The 21,691-nt window shown below is 72.1% G+C and carries 13 protein-coding genes and 1 pseudogene; 9 read left to right on the top strand and 5 right to left on the bottom strand.

Going from position 1 to position 21,691, the window contains the following annotated elements; genetic code table 11:
* Positions 1-106: 106 nt before the first annotated feature.
* Entirely contained in the window at positions 107-1,360 is a 1,254-nt protein-coding gene (locus tag AB0J10_RS27135) for an Ig-like domain-containing protein (RefSeq protein ID WP_363065091.1), read from the bottom strand.
* Between the two features lie 201 nt (positions 1,361-1,561).
* Here AB0J10_RS27135 and glgX point away from each other — a divergent pair, with 201 nt between their 5' ends.
* The 3 genes from glgX to AB0J10_RS27120 all read left to right on the top strand — a co-directional run bounded on the left by glgX (position 1,562) and on the right by AB0J10_RS27120 (position 8,006).
* Entirely contained in the window at positions 1,562-3,832 is a 2,271-nt protein-coding gene (glgX, locus tag AB0J10_RS27130) for a glycogen debranching protein GlgX (RefSeq protein ID WP_363065090.1), read from the top strand.
* Between the two features lie 299 nt (positions 3,833-4,131).
* Positions 4,132-6,015, top strand: coding sequence for an ABC transporter ATP-binding protein (locus AB0J10_RS27125; protein ID WP_363065089.1), 1,884 nt, complete (start codon positions 4,132-4,134; stop codon positions 6,013-6,015).
* Positions 6,012-8,006: an ABC transporter ATP-binding protein gene (locus AB0J10_RS27120; protein ID WP_363065088.1), complete on the top strand. Its 1,995-nt coding sequence runs from the start codon at positions 6,012-6,014 to the stop codon at positions 8,004-8,006. The genes AB0J10_RS27125 and AB0J10_RS27120 overlap by 4 nt, the downstream gene beginning before the upstream one ends.
* A 400-nt stretch (positions 8,007-8,406) precedes the next feature.
* On the opposite strand, the gene AB0J10_RS27115 is transcribed toward AB0J10_RS27120, so the two are convergent.
* Positions 8,407-8,643: a hypothetical protein gene (locus AB0J10_RS27115; protein ID WP_363065087.1), complete on the bottom strand. Its 237-nt coding sequence runs from the start codon at positions 8,641-8,643 to the stop codon at positions 8,407-8,409.
* A 151-nt stretch (positions 8,644-8,794) separates the two neighbouring features.
* On the opposite strand from AB0J10_RS27115, the gene AB0J10_RS27110 reads away from it, so the two are divergent.
* The 5 genes and pseudogenes from AB0J10_RS27110 (at position 8,795) to AB0J10_RS27090 (ending at position 15,064) form a co-directional block, all read left to right on the top strand.
* Complete coding sequence (locus AB0J10_RS27110; protein WP_363065086.1) at positions 8,795-9,064, top strand: LysR family transcriptional regulator; 270 nt, start codon at positions 8,795-8,797, stop codon at positions 9,062-9,064.
* Positions 9,061-9,642, top strand: coding sequence for a GNAT family N-acetyltransferase (locus AB0J10_RS27105; RefSeq protein ID WP_363065085.1), 582 nt, complete (start codon positions 9,061-9,063; stop codon positions 9,640-9,642). Before AB0J10_RS27110 ends, AB0J10_RS27105 begins: the two co-directional genes overlap by 4 nt.
* Positions 9,643-10,030: 388 nt before the next feature.
* Positions 10,031-10,720 (top strand): annotated as a pseudogene (locus AB0J10_RS27100) (MBL fold metallo-hydrolase).
* A gap of 730 nt (positions 10,721-11,450) precedes the next feature.
* Positions 11,451-12,458 carry a beta-propeller fold lactonase family protein gene (locus tag AB0J10_RS27095; RefSeq protein WP_363065159.1) on the top strand — a complete coding sequence of 336 codons (1,008 nt, stop codon included), beginning with the start codon at positions 11,451-11,453 and terminating at the stop codon, positions 12,456-12,458.
* Positions 12,459-13,033: 575 nt separating this feature from the next.
* Positions 13,034-15,064 (top strand): M4 family metallopeptidase, encoded by a 2,031-nt coding sequence (locus AB0J10_RS27090; RefSeq protein WP_363065084.1) that lies wholly within the window; start codon positions 13,034-13,036, stop codon positions 15,062-15,064.
* 146 nt (positions 15,065-15,210) lie between these two features.
* Here AB0J10_RS27090 and glgP read toward each other — a convergent pair whose 3' ends face one another.
* From glgP to AB0J10_RS27075, 3 genes are all read right to left on the bottom strand, one after another.
* Positions 15,211-17,787: an alpha-glucan family phosphorylase gene (gene glgP, locus AB0J10_RS27085; RefSeq protein WP_363065083.1), complete on the bottom strand. Its 2,577-nt coding sequence runs from the start codon at positions 17,785-17,787 to the stop codon at positions 15,211-15,213.
* A gap of 240 nt (positions 17,788-18,027) precedes the next feature.
* Entirely contained in the window at positions 18,028-19,998 is a 1,971-nt protein-coding gene (locus tag AB0J10_RS27080) for a protein kinase (RefSeq protein WP_363065082.1), read from the bottom strand.
* 95 nt (positions 19,999-20,093) lie between these two features.
* Entirely contained in the window at positions 20,094-21,506 is a 1,413-nt protein-coding gene (locus AB0J10_RS27075; protein WP_363065081.1) for a hypothetical protein, read from the bottom strand.
* On the opposite strand from AB0J10_RS27075, the gene AB0J10_RS27070 reads away from it, so the two are divergent.
* Positions 21,501-21,691 (top strand): hypothetical protein (locus AB0J10_RS27070; RefSeq protein WP_363065158.1); only part of this gene is annotated, 191 nt, incomplete at its 3' end. The two genes, AB0J10_RS27075 and AB0J10_RS27070, sit on opposite strands and share 6 nt — an antisense overlap.

Below are 21,691 nucleotides of genomic sequence, written 5' to 3'. Positions count from 1 at the left end.
GCACTGCGATAGATAATCACACCGCAGGTCGCCGGGGCTTCTCGCACATGTCACCGTTCAGTCGCAAATCTGCCCGGTGGACGTGCCGGTCATGCGGGAGGGCGGCTCATCGCAGGGCGGAGCCGGCCTTCCACTCCTTCCAGCCCATGTTCCAGCCGCTCAGCCCGTTCCACGGGTCGACCACCCGGTCCGGGGAGTTGACCACCTCCACCACGTCCCCGATGAGCGTCCGGTCGAAGAACCAGCCCGCCGGGGAGTCCTGGCTGCCGCCCTTCTCGTCGCGCAGCCCGATGCAGCCGTGGCTGACGTTCCGCATGCCGAAGACCGCCGGATCGGCCCAGTAGTTGCCGTGCAGGAAGGTGCCCGAAGTGGTGAGCCGCATCGCGTGCGGCACGTCCTTGATGTCGTACTCGCTCTTGCCGTCGTCGTCGGTGAAGCCGACCGTGGCACCGTTCATCCGGGTGACGTCGTGCATCTCGCTGACGACCATCCTGCCGTTGTACGTCCGGGTCTTCCTGCCCCCCGTGGTGACCGGCAGCGTCGTGAGCAGCCGCCCGTCGCGGCGCACCTCCATGGTCCGCTCGCGGACGTCGACCAGGGAGACCTGGGACCTGCCCACGGTGAAGCCGACGGTCTTGCGCTGGATGCCGTACACCCCCGAAGAGCCCTCGACGTCGCGCAACCGCATGTCGACGGTGACCTTGGTGCCAGGCTTCCAGTACTCGCGCGGGCGGAAGTCGAGCCGCTCGGCGTCGAACCAGTGGCCCACGACCTCGACGGGCGGCACGGAGGTGATGCGGATGGCCCGCTCGACGGCCGCGCGGTTCCTGATGCCACGGTTGAAGTCGAACGAAACAATCATTCCGATGCCCACCGTGGAGCGGTTCTCCGGGGTGAAGTAGCCGATGAAGCGATGGTCGGGCACCACGGTGGTGAAGGTCGTGTGCCGTGCCGAGCGGCGCCCGTGGGCGTCGAGAGCCACCGCGTCGACGCTGTACTTGGCCGCCAGCGCGAGCCGGGTGCCCTGCTTCGGGCGCCAGCTCAGACCGTCCGGGGAGACGGCGCCCGGGACGTCGGCGGGCTGTGCGCTCTCGATCTGGGTGACCTTGACCCGCTCCAGCCGCCCGCTCGCCAGCGTCACTTCGAGCCGGCCGTCCGCGGGCACGGCGCCGGCCCCGTCCGCGGGGGTGATCCGGATGATGTCGCCCGGCGCCTGTGCCCGGGGTTTGTCACCGCCGGTGCCCGGACCGGCGCCGGCACTCCCGGCCCCTCCGGTGCAGCCGGTCAGCCCGGCCAGCAGTCCCGTCCACAGCACGGCGACGGCCAGCGTGGCCCTCGTCCGCCTCACCGCGTTGCTCACAGAGTCCACCTCGTGGGGTCGCAGAGACACAGCACGTCCCGCCCAACGACGGCCACCCTCCTGGGGAAACGTCGCCACGGGTCATGTTGGGAGCAGCGCGACGTCGGGCAGGAATGGTGGGAGGACCACACGCGGGGAGCCACGGCCGGGACGCCGTGGGCGGGAGCCGCGCGGGCCCGACGAGCCGCGGGAGGCCGACAGGTGTCGAGCGCAGCCGAGCAGGAGGCGGTACGGGAAGGGGAGCGGCCTCTTCCCGCCGCGGGGCCGCGCCCGGCCCCGAACGGACGGCCGAGACGGACGGACCGCTCCGGACCCCCGGTCCGGCCGGGGGCGCCGACCCCGCTGGGAGCGCGGTACCGGGTCGGCCGCGACGGTGTCGCGGGCACCAACTTCGCCCTGTGGGCCGGCGGCGCCGAGGCCGTGGAGGTCTGCCTCTTCGACGCGTCCGGAGCGGAGGTCCGGCTGCCGCTGACCGAGCTCACCCACGAGATCTGGCACGGCTTCGTGCCCGGGGTCGGACCGGGGCAGCGGTACGGCTTCCGGGTCCACGGCCGCTGGGACCCGTGGACGGGGGCGCGCTGGAACCCGGCGAAACTGCTGCTCGACCCGTACGCCCGGGCGGTCGACGGCGAGTACGCGCTGCCGCCCGAGGTGTACGGGCACGTCCGCGACTGGCCGCAGCAGCACGTCGCGGACACCGTGCGCGACGACCGGGACTCGGCCCCGCACGTCCCGAAGGGAGTGGTCGTCCACGACGACGCGCCGGACGACGAGTGGACCGACGACCGGCGGCCGAAGACGCCGTGGGCGGACTCCGTCATCTACGAACTGCACGTGCGCGGCTTCACCCGGCTGCACCCCGGCATCCCCCCGGAGCTGCGCGGCACCTACGCGGGCCTGGCCCACCCGGCGGCGATCGGCCACCTCGTGCGGCTCGGGGTGACGGCGGTCGAGCTGCTGCCGGTGCACCAGTTCGCGCACGAGGACCATCTGCTGCGGCGGGGCCTGAGGAACTACTGGGGCTACAACTCGATCGGCTACTTCGCGCCCCACGCCGGCTACAGCGCCTCCGGGACGGCGGGGCAGCAGGTGGGCGAGTTCAAGCGGATGGTGCGCGCACTGCACGAGGCGGGCATCGAGGTCATCCTCGACGTCGTCTACAACCACACCGCGGAGGCCGGCGAGCTGGGGCCGACGCTCAGCCTCAAGGGCATCGACAACCGCGGCTACTACCGGCTCCAGCCCGACGCGCGCCGCTACGCCGACTACACCGGCTGCGGCAACACGCTGCACGTGGTCCAGCCCCAGGTGCTGCGGCTCATCACCGACTCGCTGCGCTACTGGGTCACGGAGATGGGTGTCGACGGCTTCCGCTTCGACCTCGCGGCGGCCCTCGCCCGCTCGATGCACGACGTCGACATGCTGTCCCCCTTCCTCGCCGTGATCGCACAGGACCCGGTGCTGCGCCGGGTGAAGCTGATAGCCGAACCGTGGGACGTCGGCAGCGGCGGCTACCAGGTCGGCGCGTTCCCACCGCTGTGGACGGAGTGGAACGACCGCTACCGGGACGCGGTGCGGGACTTCTGGCGGGGCGCGCTGCCCGATCTGCGTGACCTGGGCTACCGGGTGTCCGGCTCCAGCGACCTCTACGCCTGGGGCGGACGACGGCCGTACGCCTCGGTCAACTTCGTCACCGCCCACGACGGCTTCACCCTGCGCGACCTGGTCAGCTACGAGCGCAAGCACAACGAGGCGAACGGCGAGGGCAACCGCGACGGGACGAACGACAACCGCGCCTGGAACTGCGGCGCCGAGGGCGAGACGGACGACCCCGACGTCAACGCCCTGCGCCGGCGGCAGATCCGCAATCTGCTCACCACACTGCTGCTGTCCACGGGCGTCCCGATGCTGGTGTCCGGCGACGAGATGGGCCGTACGCAGGGCGGCAACAACAACGCCTACTGCCAGGACAACGAGACCGGCTGGCTCGACTGGTCGCTGCTCGGCCGGCCGGGGCCGGACGGGCTGCTGGCCCTGACCTCCCGGCTGCTCGCGCTGCGCGGCGCGCACCCGGTGCTGCGGCGCCGGGCGTTCTTCTCCGGCCGGCCGCAGACCCCCGACGGACTGCGGGACCTGGCCTGGTTCACGACGCGCGGCGCGGAGATGACCGAGCAGGACTGGTACGCCCCTTCCTCCACCCTGGCGCTGTTCCTGTCCGGCCGGGACATCCCGGGCCGGGACTCCAGGGGCGCCCAGGTCACCGACGACAGCTTCCTGGTCGTCCTGCACGCCGCAGGCCGTCCCACCGCCTTCCGGCTGCCGGGACCACCGTGGGCCGAGGAGTACGAACTCGTCGTCGACACCTCGCTGGAGGACCAGTCAGCGGCGCCGGGCACGGTGTACCGGGGCGGGGAACTGACCACCGTGCCCGCGCGGTCGGTGCTGCTGCTGCGGGTGCGTGACGGGGGCTGAGGCCCCGACCCGGCACGAACGCGCCGGGCTCGCCCGCCGTTCGGGGCACCGGCGACGCCGGGGCGGTCCTGCGCCCGTTGCGCGACGGGGCGGCGGCGCACGGCGGCCGGCTGCCGCAGGGCGACAGCGGGCGGCCCGGCGCGGCAGCGGGACGACCGGCCGGGCGGCACCGCAGGCCGCGATGGGCGGTGCCCACGCGCCCGCGAGACCGCGAGACCGCGAGGCCATGCGCCCGCGAGACCGCGGGGCCGCGAAAACTCGGTGGGACTTGTCAGTGGTGAACCGTAGGCTCGCTCCTGATGTCCACCACAGCTGAAGCCCCCCGGCCCGACCGGTCCGCCGTCCGCTCCCTGCTGCGGCTGTGGCCGTACGTGCGCCCGGTCAGGACCCGGCTGTTCACGGCGGCGTTCGTCGCGATCGTCGCCTCCTGTCTGGGCCTCGTGATCCCCCTCGTCCTGAAGTGGATGGTGGACGGACCGGTCGCCGACCGGGACGTGGGCGGGGTGTGGCTCGGGGCGCTGTACCTGCTGCTGCTCGGGGTCGCGGAGGCGGTGCTGTTCGGCTTCCGCCGCTGGCTGGTGGCCCGTCCGCTGGCCGGGGTGGAGGCGGCGATGCGCGCCGATCTCTTCCGGCACCTCCAGCGGCTGCCCGTGGCGTTCCACGACCGGTGGGCGTCGGGGCAGCTGCTGTCGCGCGGGACGACGGATCTGATGCTCGTGCGGATGTTCCTCGCCTTCCCGCTGACCTTCCTGCTCGTCAACGGCGTGACCATCCTCGTCGGCGCGGGCATCCTGCTGGCCCAGCAGTGGACTCTGGGTCTGCTGCTGCTGGCCCCGGTGGCCCCGTTGGTGTTCGTCGTCGCCCGGTTCGAGGCGCGCTACTCGTCGGTGGCGCGGACGGCGCAGGACCAGGTGGGCGATCTGACGACCGTCGTCGAGGAGAGCGTCCTCGGCATCCGCGTCATCAAGGGCTTCGGCCGCCACCGCAGCCAGGCGGCGGCCTTCCGGGCGCTGTCCGAGCGGCTGCGCGGGACCGAGCTGGTCAAGGCCCGCCTGCTGGCGGGCATCTTCGGCGTCATCATGACCGTACCGGAGCTGGCGATCGGAGCCGCGCTGGTGCTCGGCACGATGCAGGTCGCGGACGGCACCCTGTCGGCCGGCACGCTCGTCGCCTTCCTCTCGACGGCGCTCGCGCTGCGCTGGCCGGTGGACGCGATGGGCTTCCTGCTGGCCATGAGCCAGGAGGCGGCGACGGCGGCGGACCGCTACTTCGAGGTCCTGGACGCCGAGGAGGAGCGGGACGAGAGGCACGACGAGGACCGGAGGGAGGGGGAGACCGTGCGGGGCAAGGCTCTCCGGTGCGGGTCCGCCTCCCCCGCACGTCCGCCGGCCGTCCCCGCACCCCCGCGGAGACCGGAGCGCGCCGCCTCCGAGGGTGGCGGGCTGCGGTTCGAGGGCGTCCGCTTCCGCTACCCCGACGCGCCCGAGGATGCGGAACCGGTGCTGAGGGACATCGAACTGCACGTCCGGCCCGGTGAGACCATGGCCCTCGTCGGCGGCACGGGCAGCGGCAAGACGACGCTCACCGCGCTCGTCCCCCGGCTGTACGAGGTGACCTCCGGGCGCATCACGCTGGACGGGCGGGACATCGCCGCCATGCCGCGCGAGGAGCTGCGCACCCTGGTGTCGATGGCGTTCGAGGAACCGACCCTCTTCTCGGCGAGCGTCGGGGAGAACGTGCGGATGGGCGCGGAGCACGCCGGTGACGAGGAGGTGCGGCGCGCGCTGGACGTGGCCCAGGCGGGATTCGTGCACACGCTGCCGCAGGGCTTCGGCACCCAGGTCGGCGAGCAGGGCCTCAGTCTCTCGGGCGGCCAGCGGCAGCGGCTCGCCCTCGCCCGGGCGGTCGTCGGGAAGCCGCGGTTCCTCGTGCTCGACGACCCGCTGTCGGCGCTCGACGTGCACACGGAGGCACTCGTGGAGGCGGCGCTGCGCAGGGTCCTGGACGACACCACCGCCCTGGTCGTGGCGCACCGCCCGTCCACGGTGCTGCTCGCCGACCGGGTGGCGCTGCTGTCGGAGGGCCGGGTCGCGGCCGTCGGCACCCACCACGAACTGCTGCGGGACAACGCCGAGTACGCCTGGCTGATGTCGGGCGCTCATGCCGAGGAGCGAGACCGATGACGTCATCGACGGCGACGACGCCACAACCGGACGCCGGGGACGCCACGGACGGCGCCCCGAAGGGCCCGGGGGCATCGGGCCCGGGAGCGGAGCGCACCGACACGCGCGGCGCGGACACCCAGGTGACGGGCCCGGACGGCCCTGATCCCACGGCCCCGGCCGCGCACGGCGCGGAGGCGCATGCCGGGGGCGCGGGCGGCGATCCCTTCGACCGGGACGCCTTGCCCGCGCCCGAGGGCGCGACCGGCGCACTGCTGAGGTCGCTGCTGGCCCCCCTCCGGGGCCGGGTCGTCGCCGCCGCCGTGCTGCTGCTGCTCCAGCAGGCCGCGACGCAGGCGGGCCCGCTGCTCGTCGCCTTCGCCATCGACAGGGGGGTGCCCGCGCTGCGGGACGGCGACCATGGCCCCCTGGTCGTGGTCGGCGCCGGGTACGCGCTGTGCGCGATCGGGTCGGGCGCGTTCCAGTACGCCTTCATCCGCGCGTCGGCCGGGGTCAACCAGGACGCCCTGCTCGATCTGCGGGGCCGGATCTTCCGGCACGCGCAGGCGCTGAGCCTGGACTTCCACGAGCGCTACACCTCGGGTCGGCTGATCTCCCGTTCCACCACGGACGTCGAGTCGCTGCGCGAACTCCTCAGCGAGGGGCTGCAGGAGCTCCTCGCCGTCGTCCTGTCATTCGTCTACATCTCGGCGATGCTGCTCTGGCTCGACCTCGGCATCGGCGGTCTCGCCGTGCTCAGCTTCGTCCCGCTGTACCTGCTGGTGCGGCTCTACCGGCGCCGCGCCGCGGTGGTGTTCGCCGAGCGGTCCACCGCCATCGCCTCCGTCATCGTGAAGTTCGCGGAGACGATGAACGGCATCCGGCCGGTGCGCGCCTTCCGCCGCGAGCGGGCGAACGACGAGCGCTTCCAGGCGCTGAACGACCGGCACGCCCGCAGCAACGGGGACTCGTTGCTGGAGATGGCCCGCTATGTCGTGGGCTCCCGACTGGTGGCCAACACCGCGGTGGCGGGCATCGTGCTGTGGGGTGCGTACCGGGTGACCGAGGGGACGCTGGCGCTGGGTGTGCTGGCGGCCGCGGTCCTCTACCTGCGGCGGCTGTACGACCCGATCGACCGGCTCGGCATGTTCCTCAACTCCTACGAGTCGGCTGCCGCGTCGCTGCAGAAGATCGCGGGCCTGCTCGCCCAGACGCCGACCGTGCCGGAGCCCGCCCGTCCTGAGGCGCTTCCGGAGCGCGCCGGTGCCTCCGGTCCCGGCCGCGAGGTGGTCTTCGACGGCGTCCGCTTCGCCTACCGCACGGGCGGAGAGGTGCTGCCGCGCTTCGATCTGACGATCCCCGCCGGCCAGACCGTCGCCGTCGTCGGTTCGACCGGCGCGGGCAAGTCCACCCTGGCGAAGCTGCTTGCCCGGTTCTACGACCCGACGGACGGGCGGGTCCTGCTCGACGGGACCGACCTGCGCGACCTGCCGGTGCCCGAACTGCGGCGCGGGGTGGTGATGGTGACCCAGGAGGCCTTCCTGTTCTCGGGCACGGTCGCCGAGAACATCGCCATCGGCCGGCCGGACGCGACGCGCGAGGAGATCGAGCAGGCCGCGAAGGCAATCGGCGCGCACGACTTCATCAGCGGTCTGCCGGAGGGCTACGACACCGACGTGCGCAAGCGCGGCGGCCGGATCTCGGCGGGCCAGCGCCAGCTCGTCGCCTTCGCCCGGGCGCTGCTGGCCGACCCGGCGGTGCTGATCCTGGACGAGGCGACCAGCTCGCTGGACATCCCCGGCGAGCGCGCGGTTCAACGGGCCATGGACACGGTCCTGCGCGGTCGTACGGCGATCGTCATCGCCCACCGCCTGTCGACGGTGGAGATCGCCGACCGGGTCCTGGTGATGGAGCGCGGCCGCATCGTCGAGGACGGCAGCCCGTCCTCCCTCATCGACGGCACGGGCCGCTTCGCGGGGCTGCACCGGGCATGGCGGGAGAGCCTGGTCTGAGGGCGGGACGTCCAGGATCCGCGACTTCGTTAGCAATGAAGGTGGTTCGTTAGCAGTGGATTAGCAAATCCGCGATCCGGTTGACAACGGCTACGGTCAGTAGCGATCTCCGCCGGATCTCTTTCGATCTTCACTGGGTGCCGGCTGTCCTTGCTTCGTACCGTCCTCGTCATGGCGGAACGGAGCAAGGGCAGCGGTCGTCGTACGCGCAAGGTTCCAACGGCCTCGATCCGGTACGAGGATGCGGCGGTACGTGAAGTGCCGGTACGACAGTTGCGGTCGGCGGACTTCGCGGAGTCGATGCCGTGGCGGGATGTCCGGTCGGTACACGGGATGACCCACCACTCGGCTCGCGGTCGAGACCTTCGGCACCACCGCACCGCATCCCGTCCAGCAGCGGTCACCCGCCCCGGGCCGACGCACCCCACGACAGGGAGTCCTGGCCCCACGGAGCCTTCAACAGCTCTACCAGGAACAGCAGTAGCGTCACCATCAAATCGCCGAGCTGGCGGGTTGCAGCATCAGTACCGTTCGGCACGCACTCGATGAAGCGGGCATCCCGCTCCGCCGACGCCGCCCAGCCGGCCACTTTGAGAAGACCGTCTCTCGCACCTGGCTGGAAGAGGAGTACCACCACAAGGGGCGCTCTTCACCCGACATCGCCCGTGAACTGGGCGTTCGCAAGGACGACGTAATGCGACTCGTGAACAAGTGGAACATCCCCCGTCACCCCACCAGTCAGTTCACCAACCCCCTTTGCACCGCTCGACATCGACCTGTCTCCCGCGATGCACGCCGTCAGCCGGACCAAAAACTGCACCCAACGCCTACGGCACCTCACCCTGACCTCCAGGCATCGCACTCTCCAAGACGCTGCAACCGAGCTCGGGGTGACCTGGGGCACGCTCAACTACCAACTCAAGCGGATCGAGGAAGCAGCAGGCTTCACCATCATCGACTTCGGACGAACCCGGCCCCTGACCGTCACGGCAGCCGGACGCGCATTCCTCAACGAAGCCACTCAGCTCCTGACCCTGCTCGAGGACCGCTCACCATGAACGCCGCGCACGACAGCGCGTTCGCCCGTGAGATCTTTGCTGTCATGACAGTTGGCACTCAGGACAACGAAGTCGTACTGGAGACGAGTCGCCTGCTACTCAGACCTTGGCGGGTAGCCGAGGCTGTCGTCCAGCGTGAGCTGTGGACCGAACGTGATCCACGAGTGCCGCCGCACCGTCGAATCGACGCAGACGGACACCCCACGGTCGCGGAGCTCGAGGAATCGATCCGCACCAACCAGCTCTGGTCGACCGGGTTGCTGGCGATCGAGCGGAAGGCCTCTCGCGACGTCATCGGCTACTGCGGGCTCGTCGACAACGGGCGAGGATCAGCAGGAGAACCGGAACTGGCATTCGAGCTGCTACGCCAAGTTTGGTGCCAGGGATACGCGACCGAGGCCTCGTTGGCGGTTCTGGAATGGGCAAGATCGTCTGAGTACGAACGTCTGTGGGCCACGGTCTGGGACTGGAACACCGCTTCTCGCCGTGTGCTGGCCAAGGTCGGGTTCACCGAGACCGAGCGGAAAGAAGTGGACGCGGTGCACGGAACTACCCTGTTCACCACAAGACGGCTCTGACACACCCGGTGTCTGGGCTTGCGGACGACTCCGTGCAGTGCCGGCAGGTGGCGGGTGTCCCCATTCCCCTCGGCACAAGCGGATACGGCGGCACACGCTCAATGCCGGGACGCTGGGGGCGGAACATCACGGCGGCCGGCGGGCCGTTCTTATGGGTCTCGCTGAGTCCGGTGGTCGGATCGCGGTCGGTTGAAGCGGTCGGACCTGCCTCCGCTCGTCTTATCGTCGATCCGCACGGCGCTGTGCACATTCAGCTGCACTTGGCGTTGACTCGCACGCCGACAACCTCGCAATCCCCGGCCTTCGGTGCCCAATACGTCTGGTCCGCACCTGTCCGCTCTGGGCTTACAGCCCCACGAGAGAAGCCGCTACTTGCCACCATGCCAGGATGCCTCACGACACAGCCGTCCGTCGCCTCGGCCTGGGCTACTTCGTCCGACCCGCGTCAGAGACTGGCGGCCCGCAACCGCGAGTCGAACCCGTACTTGCCTACCTGGTCCGACGTGACGAAGGACTGATCCTCTTCGACACCGGCATGGGCCTCGCTGATCCCGAAACCGAAGCTCACTACCGTCCTCAACGCCGTGGGCTGGAGAGCGCCCTCGCAGCAGCCGGGGCCTGCCTCTCGGACATCTCCCTGGTGGTGAACTGCCACCTCCACTTCGACCACTGCGGAGGAAACAACCTGCTCGGTGGAAATCCTGGTGCAGAACGCGGAACTGAACGCTGCACGCCAAAGCGGCTACACCTTCAACGAGCTCATCGACTTCCCTGACGCAACCTACAAGGAGATCTCCGGAGAAACCGAGGTCTGGCCGGGAGCATGGATCATCCCCGGCCACACCGACGGTCACCAGTCCCTGGTCGTCAGGCAAAGCGACGGCACCGTCATCCTCGCCGGCCAAGCCCACGACTTCGCCTCACAATACGGATCGGAACACCTCGCTCGGCAAGCCAGACTTGAGCACCTGGAGCAACCACTGCCCACCCGTCAACCATGGGGTTGGACCGTCTCGCTGCCTTCGATCCACGGCGCGTGCTGTTCGCACACGACTGCTCGGTCTGGGAGCCCTCCTGAGAGGGCGCTCGGACCCCGGCTTCCGACAACGCCAGAGTCCTCACTCAGGCATCCCATTCGTCACTCTGAGTAAACATTCGCTGGGTCGAGGACCAACTGATTGCTCACCATGCACCGAAACGGCCAGTGCCCACGACACCCGGATTCCGGCGTTTCCGCAGGACGCAGTGGTCACGATCAAGCGGAACCTACAGACGGACCGGGCGGCTTCCGCCCGGCCGCCGGCCTCTCCGCCTGCGGCCGGGCGGAAGGCGCCGACCGCCGTTGCCGCGAGAGGCACCGCAGGCCGCCGGTCCGGCAGCAGCACGGCACGCGAATCCGCCGGTCCGGCGAGAGGCGCCGGCCCGGGTACCGGGCGCCAGGACACCGCCGGCCGAGGGTGCGTTCGGGCTCTCCGCGGGACCCGATGGCCTGTTCGGCGGACTCCGCTTCCGCCGCGGCACGTGCCGGCGCGTGTCCCCCGCGGGGGACGCTCCCGACGGGGCTAGCGTGTTCGCGGCTCGGTCACGGCGGCTGGCACGGGACGCGCGGGAAGGCCGGTGGGCGGCCGCTCGGCGGACCGGGATCGGCCGTCGGGTCACGGCCGGGTGACCGGCCGGAGTCGTTCCGGGCCACCCGGTTCCGGAGGCCGCAGCCGTACACCCGTTCCGGCTCCGCCCCACCCCTGGCGGGGCGTCGGCCGTTCCTGTGGGAGGTCCCTTTGCCCGGTTCCGGACTGCGTGCGGCACTGGTGTCCGTGGTGCTTGCGGGACTGGTGTTGCCCGTCTCGGCCTCCGGTGCCCAGGGGGCACCGGAGGAGCATGCCGGCACGCACCGGCCGGATGGTGGTCCACGCCATGGAGCCCTGGCCTATGTGGCCGAACTCCACTCCGACTCGGTCTCGGTGATCGACACCCGCACGGGTGGTCTCGTGGACACGGTCCCTGTGGGTACCGGGCCCGACAGCGTCGCGGTCGCCCCGGACGGTTCACGGGTCTACGTCACCGACTCCGGAGCGGACACGGTGTCCGTGATCGACACCCGCCGCCACGAGGTCGTGGACACCGTGCCGGTCGGCGACGAGCCGAGCAGGGTGGCCCTCTCCCCCGACGGCCGCCGCGCCTACGTCGCCAACGTGGCATCCGACGACGTCTCCGTCATCGACACCCGCCGCAACAGTGTCGTCGCCACCGTCGACGTGGGCGACGCCCCACTGGGCCTCGCGTTCCTGCCGGACGGCTCCCGGCTCTACGTCGCGAGCGCCGGCTCGAACGAGGTGTGGGTCGTCGACACCCGTCGACACCGGGTCGTCGGCACCGTGCCCGTGGGAGAGGGGCCGACCGCCCTGGCGGTCACCCCGAGCGGTTCCCGCGTGTACGTCACCAACCTCACCTCCGGTGATGTGTCCGTCGTCGACACCCGCCGGGAGGAGGTCGTCGCCACCGTCGCGGCGGGCGAAGGGCCGGCGGGGGTGACCGTGCTTCCCGACGGCCGCCGCGTGTACGTCGCCAACACGCTCAGCGACGACGTGTCGGTGATCGACACCCGCCGGGACGAGGTCGTGGACACCGTGCCCGTCGGTGAGGAGCCCAACGGGATCGCCGTCACCCCGGACGGCTCGCGGGTGTATGTCACCGACTTCGCGGACGACGAGGTGTCGGTGATCTCCACCCGCCGGGACCGGGTCGTCGGCACCGTCCAGGTCGGCGACGGGCCGACGGGGGTCGCGATCGGCCCGGCCACGAAGGGGACGTGGTGACGGCCTGACCGCCGAAGCGCGCACACCCGGCGGCCCGCCGGCCGGGTCCCCGACGGACGTTCCCGTCGACCGGCTGCCGCCGCTCTGCGCATCCCGCTGAGCCGTACAGCTGACGCCTTTTCAGACAATTCCCGAACGGTTCCCGCCCTGGCCCGGGACATACGGCACGGCCGAAGGCGGTCGTGCCGTATGTCCCGGCGGGCCGGCGCCGGACGGGGAGCGGAACGGCCGCACTGCAGGAACGAGCCATGCACGGGCGTCCGCCCGACGGGTGGCGCGTACCCTCTGCCCTCCACCGTCCCCGAAGCGGATGTCTTCAGTCCGCACCCTCCCGGTACCCTCGCGTTCCGCCTGACACGGCCACCGGACGACGTCGACGCAACACCCGGCGAAACGTCCGCTTAACGAACATGGCCTTTCACTCAACGGACGCAATCCGGCCATTCTGTTGACGCGCTCCTGACAGGAGGCGTCCACTCCTGCGACTCTTCCACCGATCCACGCACTACATGCTCCTCAGCTCTGCCGGGCGGCCCACCCAGCCGCCTTCGACCCCCCTCGCAGAAGGAGTTCGCGTGAGACCCACGCCCAGCCGTCGCGCGTCCGCGACCGGCGCTCTGCTCGCAGTCGCAGCCCTCCTGGCCGTCGGAGTCCAGTCCGGCTCCGCCGCCGCGGCCCCCGACGCCGCGCCGATCGCCCCGAAGCAGCAGTCCGCCTCCGGGGCCGACCCCGGCGCGCTGCCCGCCCAGCTCTCCCCCGCCCAGCGGGCGGAGCTGCTCCGCGAGGCCAACGCCACCAAGGCGGCGACCGCGGCCGAACTCGGCCTCGGCGCCCAGGAGAAGCTCGTCGTGCGCGATGTCGTCCAGGACCAGGACGGCACCACGCACACCCGCTACGAGCGCACCTACGCGGGCCTGCCCGTGCTCGGCGGCGACCTGGTGGTCGCCGAGACGAAGGCGGGACGGACCGAGTCCGTCAGCAAGGCGTCGACCGCCGCACTGAAGAACGTCGACACCAGCGCCGACGTCGCTCCCGCCGCCGCCGAACGCCAGGCCGTGGCCGCCGCACGCTCCGAGGGCTCGAAGGACACCGCCGCCGACCGGGCCCCGCGCAAGGTGGTCTGGATGGCCCAGGGCAAGCCGACGCTGGCCTACGAGACCGTCGTCGGCGGTCTGCAGCACGACGGCACCCCCAACGAGCTGCATGTCGTCACCGACGCCACCACCGGGGCGAAGCTGTACGAGTGGCAGGCGGTCCACGAGGGCACGGGCAACACGATGTACAGCGGCCAGGTGACGCTGGGCACCGCGCCGTCGTACACCCTGACCGACACCACCCGCGGCAACCACAAGACCAACAACCTCAACCGCGGCACGTCCGGAGCCGGCACCCTGTTCTCCGGCCCCGACGACACCTGGGGCGACGGCACCCCGCAGAACGCCGAGACCGCCGGTGCGGACGCGCACTACGGCGCGGCGCTGACCTGGGACTACTACAAGAACGTGCAAGGCCGTTCCGGTATCCGGGGTGACGGCGTCGGCGCGTACTCCCGGGTCCACTACGGCAACAACTACATCAACGCGTTCTGGCAGGACAGCTGCTTCTGCATGACCTACGGCGACGGCGCGGGCAACGCCAAGCCGCTGACGTCGATCGACGTGGCCGCGCACGAGATGACGCACGGGGTCACCTCCAACACCGCCAGGCTGGTCTACAGCGGCGAGTCCGGCGGGCTCAACGAGGCGACGTCCGACATCTTCGCCGCCGCCGTCGAGTTCCACGCCAACAACGCCCAGGACGTGGGCGACTACCTCGTCGGCGAGAAGATCGACATCAACGGCAACGGCACCCCGCTGCGTTACATGGACAAGCCGAGCAAGGACGGCAAGTCCAAGGACGCCTGGTACTCGGGCATCGGCGGGATCGACGTGCACTACTCCTCGGGCCCGGCGAACCACTGGTACTACCTGCTCTCCGAGGGCAGCGGCGCGAAGACCATCAACGGCGTGAACTACGACTCCCCGACGTCGGACGGTCTGCCGGTCACCGGCATCGGCCGCGACAAGGCGTCGCTGATCTGGTTCAAGGCGCTCACCACGAAGTTCAACTCGACCACCAACTACGCGGGCGCCCGCACCGGCACGCTCGCGGTCGCGACGGAGCTGTACGGCGCGAACAGCGCCGAGGTCAAGGCCGTGACCGACGCCTGGGCCGGCATCAACGTCGGCTCCCGGCCCGGCGGGGGCGAGCCCGGCCCCGGCAAGGTCTTCGAGAACACCAACGACGTGAACATCCCGGACCTCGGCACGGTGAGCTCCCCGGTCGCGGTCACCGGTATCGCCGGCAACGCCCCGTCGAACCTCAAGGTCGACGTCGACATCAAGCACACCTGGCGCGGTGACCTCGTCATCGACCTGGTGGCCCCCGACGGCACGGCCTACCGCCTGAAGAACTCCAGCGGCAGCGACTCGGCGGACGACGTCATCGCCACGTACACCGTCAACGCCTCCAGTGAGGTGGCCAACGGCACCTGGAACCTGCGGGTCCAGGACGTCGCCCGCTACGACACCGGCTACATCAGCAACGTCAAGCTGACGTTCCCGTAAGGCACCGCGGCCCGTCGGGCCCGTGCCGCACCGCCGGGACCGCCCGGGGGAGCTCCCGCTCCCCCGGGCGGTCCCGCGCGGGGAACCCGTCGGACGCGAACGGACCCGCGCGTCTCCGCACGCCCGACCGCACGATCCGCCGGGCCTCAGCGCATCAGCACCCCCGCGCCCTCCCCGGTCACCTCGGACGGCCACGCCACCAGGCCGGGATCCGCCCCGTGCGGCAGCAGCGGGTGCGCGGGCAGCACCCGGACCGTGTAGCCGAACGGACCGGTGCGGTCGAGGGCGAGCGGGCCCTCGTAGATCCACCGCCCGGCCGTGGTGGGACCGCCGGAGGCAGGCTTCAGCGGAAAGGTCTGGGGATCGGCGATCGCGTCGTCCGAGTCGACCCGGCCCGCCACGGCCTGCACCTCGACGTCCTCGGGCCGGAGCGTGCCGAGGGTGACGGACACGCGCAGCGCCAGCGTCGAACCGAGCTCCGCCGCGCCCGTGTCCGCTCCCGCCTCGACGTGGCCGACCGAGACTCCGGGCCAGGCCGCGCGCACCCGGGCCTTCCAGGCGGCCAGTTCGCCGGCCGCGCCGGTGTCCAGGGCGAGCAGCCGGTGGGCGCGGGCGGCCGGGGCGTAGAGCCGTTCCACGTATTCGCGGACCATGCGGTCCGCGAGCACCTTCGGGCCCAGTGCGGTGAGCGTGCGCCGGACCATCTCGGTCCAGCGGGCGGGGACCCCGTCCGCGCCCCGGTCGTAGAACAGCGGCGCGATGCGTTCCTCGACCAGCCCGTACAGCGCGGCGGCCTCCAGGTCGTCGCGGCGGTCCTGGTCGTGCGCGGCGGTGCCGTCGGCCGTGGGCACGGCCCAGCCGAAGTCCGGCTCGTACCACTCGTCCCACCAGCCGTCGAGCACGGACAGATTGAGGCATCCGTTGAGCGCGGCCTTCATCCCGCTGGTGCCGCACGCCTCCAGCGGCCGCAGCGGATTGTTCAGCCACACGTCGCAGCCCGGCAGGAGCCGCCGCGCCATCGCCATGCCGTAGTCGGGCAGGAAGACGATCCGGTGCCGCACCCGCGGGTCGTCCGCGAACCGCACCAGTTCCTGGATCAGCCGCTTCCCGCCGTCGTCGGCGGGGTGCGCCTTGCCGGCGACGACGATCTGCACCGGCCGCTCGGGGTGCAGCAGCAGCTCCGCCAGCCGCTCCCGGTCGCGCAGCATCAGGGTGAGCCGCTTGTACGCGGGTACCCGGCGGGCGAACCCGACGGTGAGCACGTCCGGGTCCAGCACCCCGTCGATCCAGCCCAGTTCCGCCGTGCCGGAACCGCGCTGGCGCCACGAGACGTACAGCCGCTCACGCACCTCGTGCACCAGCTGCTCCCGCAGTACCCGGCGCAGCTCCCAGAGATCGGCGTCCGGGGTCGCCGCGACGTCGTCGCCGAGGGCGAGCACTTCCGGGGCCACCCAGGTCGGGGCGTGCACCCCGTTGGTGACCGAGGTGATGGGAACCTCCGGCGTGTCGAAGCCCGGCCACAGACCGCGGAACATCTCCCGGCTCACGGCGCCGTGCAGCGTGGAGACGCCGTTGGCGCGCTGCGCGAGGCGCAGCCCCATCACCGCCATGTTGAACACGCGCGGCTCGCCGCCGGGGTAGCTCTCCGTGCCCAGCCTCAGCACCCGTCCCGCGTCGACGCCGGGCAGTTCGCCGCCCTCGTCGAAGTGACGGGCGACCAGCTCGCGGTCGAAGCGGTCGATACCGGCCGGGACGGGGGTGTGGGTGGTGAACACCGTCCCGGCCCTGACCGCCTCCAGCGCGGCGTCGAAGTCGAGACCGTACGTCAGCAGCTCCCGGATCCGCTCCAGCCCCTGGAAACCGGCGTGGCCCTCGTTGGTGTGGAAGACCTCGGGCTCGGGGTGGCCGGTGAGCCGGCAGTACGCGCGGACCGCGCGGACCCCACCGATGCCCAGGAGCACCTCCTGCAGCAGCCGGTGCTCGCTGCCACCGCCGTACAGCCGGTCGGTGACGTCCCGCTCCCCCGGCGCGTTCTCCTCCACGTCCGAGTCCAGCAGCAGCAGCGGTACGCGACCGACCTGCGCCTGCCAGATCCGGGCCCGCAGTGAGCGGCCGCCCGGCAGGTCGAGGGACACCTGGGCGGGGCTGCCGGCGGGCTCGCGGAGCAGGGTCAGCGGGAGCTCGTCGGGATCGAGGACGGGGTAGTGCTCCTGCTGCCAGCCGTCGCGGGACAGCGACTGGCGGAAGTAGCCGTGCCGGTAGAGCAGTCCGACGCCGATCAGCGGCACTCCCAGGTCGCTGGCGGCCTTCAGATGGTCGCCGGCGAGTATGCCCAGACCGCCCGAGTACTGCGGCAGCGCCGCGGTGATTCCGAACTCCGGCGAGAAGTAGGCGACGGCGGCGGGCAGGGGCGCGCCGTCACCGGACTGCTCCTGGTACCAGCGCCGCCCGCGCAGATACCCGTCCAGGTCGCGGGCGGACTCCGAGACGCGGAACAGGAACTCCGGGTCGGTGGCGAGTTCGGCGAGTCGCCCCGCGGTCACCGAACCGAGCAGCCGCACCGGGTCGCCGCCGGACGCCCGCCAGCCGGACGGGTCCGCGCTGCGGAACAGCTCCCGGGTCGGCGCGTGCCACGACCAGCGCAGGTTGCGGGCCAGCTCGCTGAGCGGGGCGAGGGGTTCGGGGAGGACGGGGCGGACGGTGAATCGACGAATGGCCTTCACGGGTCCCACCTTCGAAACGGGGTTCATCCGGGGACGCACGACGCTGTGCGCCCGTCCGACCTCTCGACCGTAACGGCGTGCCGCCCGGCTCAACCACGGCGCGAGGAGGGCGCATCGAGCCGTGCCTCCATCGGCGGATCCCGGGCCGTGCCGCGTCCCGCGCCGCGAACAGGGGTTCGCACGAGGCCGGACGGGGGCGGTCGTCCCGGCACCGGCCACGATGCACGACCCCGGTGCGGGCTACGGCCCGCGGGTTCCGTCCGCCGCGCCGCCGGCGGCCGCCGGGAGCGCGTGCAGGCTGCCGTGGGAGGCGGCCGCGTAGACGGTGCGGGCGTCCGGGGCATGGGCGGTGGCGAGGATCTGGCCGCCCAGGTCGAAGCTCTGCAGGGAGGAGCCGTCCGCCGCGTCCAGCAGATGCAGCCGGCCGTGCCAGCCGCCCGCGTAGACCGCGGTTCCGTCGGTGCACAGCGAGAAGAACTCCTCGCCGTCCGCGTACTGGGCTCGCCAGACCTCCTCGCCGGTCTTGGCGCTGTGGCAGTGCACGATGCCCGCGGTGTCCCCGACGATCACCGTGCCGGCGACCCGTACGGGCGGGGCGACCACCGGCGCACCGAGCCGGGTCTCCCACAGCGTGCCGCCGTCGGCAGCCGCCAGGCGGCGCAGTCCGCCGTCGCCGTCGGCGACCACGACGCCGTCGTCCAGCGCGAGCGGCGCCGCCGGCACGAGTGCGGGTAACCGCACGGCCCGGTCCCAGCAGGCCCGGCCCTCCTCGTCGTCGACCGCGAGCAGTTCGCGGCCCTGCGCGGCCGAGAGGTAGAGGTGCCGGGGACCGGCCGCGACCGGCTCGGCCGGGCCGCCGTCGGAGTCCGAGAGCGGTTCGGTACGCCACCAGACCCGGCGGGTGACGGCGTCGAAGTGGTGGATGCGGCCCGTCCCGTCACCGAGGAACACGCTCTGCCCGCGCAGCAGCACCCGCGCGTGCGGGAGGCTCCCGGCGGGGACGGACCACCAGAGGGTGCGGGCTCGGGTGTCCCAGGACTCCAGCCGGCCCGCGGCGTCGCACACCAGCAGCAGAGCGCCCTCGGCGCACAGCTGGACAGGGGGAGCGAAGTCCCGGTGCCGGGCCTGCTCCCGACCGGTCGACGCGTCGAGCCAGCGCACGTCGCCGCCGCCGTCCGCGGTCACGACGCCGCCGTGGCCGGTGGACACGACCTGGTGCGGCCATTCCCCCGCGCCGGCGCTCCAACTGCACCGGCCGGCGCGGAACGGCACGGTGAGGTCGGCGCCGTTGCCGGCGCCCGTGAGCAGTTCCCTCAGCTCGGACCGGTACCGGGCCAGGGACCGGGCGACGTCGCCCGGGAGCCTGAGGGTGCCCGGTTCGCCGAAGCCCTCGGCGACCTCGGCGAGGGTCGGGCGGTCGGCCGGGTCCTCCGCCAGGCAGGCCCGGACCAGGCGCCCCGACCGGTCGTCCGGCAACCCCGACAGATCGGGCGCGGTGCCCGACACCCGGCGCAGCAGCATCGCGCGGGCGTCCCGCTCCCCGGTGTACGGCGGATGCCCGGTCAGCCCGTAGAGCACGATCGCGCCGATCCCGAAGACGTCGGTGGCGTTCACCGTCTTCGACAGGCCCATGATCTGCTCGGGTGCGCAGAAGTGCGGATGGCCGATGACGGTGTCCAGGCTCACCGTCACCCGCTGGCCCCGGATGCGGGTCAGCCCGAAGTCGATGATCCAGGGCCCGTCCTGGGTCAACAGCACATTGCCGGGGTGCAGGTCCCGGTGCAGAAGGCCCTTGCCGTGCGCGGTGCTCAGGGTGTCGACGAGTTCGGCGGCGACGGAGTGCACCGTGTCGCGGGGCAGTGCGCCCCCGTGCGACTCCAGTATGCGGTGGAGCGAGAGGCCGGGGATGAAGCGCGTCGCCAGGGTGGGCTGCCGTCCCGCGCCGAAGTCGAAGACGAGCAGCTCGGGGATGCGGGCGCCCTTGCAGCGGTCGAGCGCCTTGCTCTCCTGGTGGAAGCGCTGCAGATGCTGGGCGTCCTCGGTGAACTCGGACTTGAGCAGCTTCACGGCCCCGAGGGTGTCGAGGCCCCGCTCCTCGCCCGACGGGCGGCCGAGGTAGACGGTGCCGAACCCGCCCGTGCCCAGTCTGCCAAGCAGCCGGAACCCCGCGGCCTCGGGCGGGTCGACGGCCGGGTCCAGCGGCTTCACCATGACGGGGTCCTCTCCTCGGGCGGCTGGTGCGGGTGGGTGGTACTGCACGGATTCCCCGGGACGCCGTCGAGCGGGAGGCTTCCGGAGCATTCGGCTCACTGCGTGAGGACGGCCTGGCTCCCGGTCTCGTGCGAGAACCCGATGCCGCACAGCACGGTCGACTTGCCGAGTTCGCACGTACCGCTGCCGTGCAGCCGCTCCCCGCCGGGTCGCGGGGACTCGCGGTCGCACCGCAGCACGAGCACGAGCCGACCGCCCTCGTGGCGTCCGCGGACGGTGATCCGGGCCCGTACGTCGCCGGCGTCCGTCTCCCCGCTGACCTCCCGGCCGCGCAGCACCAGCGTCCGGCGGTCCCCCGTCCGCAGGTCGGTCACGGTCAGCGCACCGGACAGCGCGGGACGGCGACGCTTGTACGCACGCCACCCGGCCGCCCCTGCGAGCAGGGCGACGAGCAGCACCAGCGGAGGGAACCAGCCCGGGGCCCGGCCGGGGACGGTCCCGACGAGGTCCACGTCCGTGACGGACGGGCCGCCCGTGGTGAACTTCGCGTATCCCAGCGAGCCGCGGACGGCGGGTGTCCACGGCGAGGAGACATCGGCCCGGAGGTCCAGCCCGGCGCGGAAGTCCCGGGCTCCCGGGATCAGGGCGAACTCCGGATCCTGATTCCACGACAGCTTCAGTTCGACGGTGCGGCTCTGCCCCGGAGCCAGGTCCACGGCCCGCCCCGCACCGCTGACGGCGACGTCCGGACCGCCTCGTTCGGCGGCTGCCCGCAGGGTGACCCGCAGCGGGACGTGCCGGGCCTCGGACGACAGCGTGACGCGCACGGTCCTGGAGCGGGCGCCCGTACGGTCCCCGGTGGCCAGGGTGAACGCCCCGGGCCCGGGGCGGCGCACCCCTTCCCCTTCGACGGAGACGTCCACCCCCTTCCCCTCGTCCGCCCGGAGGACGCTCACGGCCTTCTCCGCGCGCACCTGGTCCTTGGCGACACCGAGCTGGGTGCCCAGCGCCGCAGGGTCCACGGGCAGGATGCGCGGGGCGCCGAACGCCCCGCCGAGGACCTCGCCGACGCGCGTGCCCTCGGCGAGCGGCACGCCGTAGCCGACGATCTTCCGGTTGGTGCCCATCGCCGAATAGCGCTCCTTGAGGCGCTTCCACTCCGGAGTGCCCCGGCGTTCGTAAGGGCTGCCCGGTGCGTTGACGGCGCCGTCGGTGAGCAGGAGCACCGCCCCGACCGGGGCCGTGCTGCGGTTGAGCTGCTCGGCGGCGGCCTCCAGAGCGGACCCGTGGTCGCTGGCCGACTCCGTGGCGGTGGCCGGGAGCCCCTTGGCGAAGAGGCTGCCGCCGCCCTTCGCCTTCACCGGGGACATGGGGTGGATGACGCTCGTGGCCCGGCCGAAGGTGACGACCGCGACCTCGTCGGCGGGGGTGAGGGTCCGGAGGAAGGCGTCCAGCCGCCGTTTGACGGTGGCGTAGAGCGGTGCGCCGTCGGGGCCGCGGTCCTGCATGGAGCTGGAGGTGTCGATGAGGACGACGTACGCGGCCGGCACCTCGTCGACCTTCAGCGAACGGTAGACGACCTCGCGCGGGAGCGGGGCGTCGGCGGCCGAGTGGTCGGCGCGGGGACCGCGCTGGACGCGGTGACACGCGGGCTGTCCACCGGAATCGTCGAGGCGCGTGACTGGGCGTCGGG

This window comes from Streptomyces sp. NPDC049887 (assembly GCF_040656535.1).
GTDB lineage: Bacteria > Actinomycetota > Actinomycetes > Streptomycetales > Streptomycetaceae > Streptomyces.
This window is presented reverse-complemented; position numbering and strand designations above follow the sequence as displayed.

Bases quoted from the DNA above. Each gene is read 5' to 3' on its own strand.
- AB0J10_RS27125 (WP_363065089.1), top strand. From the start codon at position 4,132: ATGTCCACCACAGCTGAAGCCCCCCGGCCCGACCGGTCCGCCGTCCGC.
- AB0J10_RS27120 (WP_363065088.1), top strand. From the start codon at position 6,012: ATGACGTCATCGACGGCGACGACGCCACAACCGGACGCCGGGGACGCC.
- AB0J10_RS27110 (WP_363065086.1), top strand. From the start codon at position 8,795: ATGCACGCCGTCAGCCGGACCAAAAACTGCACCCAACGCCTACGGCAC.
- AB0J10_RS27105 (WP_363065085.1), top strand. From the start codon at position 9,061: ATGAACGCCGCGCACGACAGCGCGTTCGCCCGTGAGATCTTTGCTGTC.
- AB0J10_RS27080 (WP_363065082.1), bottom strand. From the start codon at position 19,998: ATGGTGAAGCCGCTGGACCCGGCCGTCGACCCGCCCGAGGCCGCGGGG.
- AB0J10_RS27075 (WP_363065081.1), bottom strand. From the start codon at position 21,506: ATGCAGGACCGCGGCCCCGACGGCGCACCGCTCTACGCCACCGTCAAA.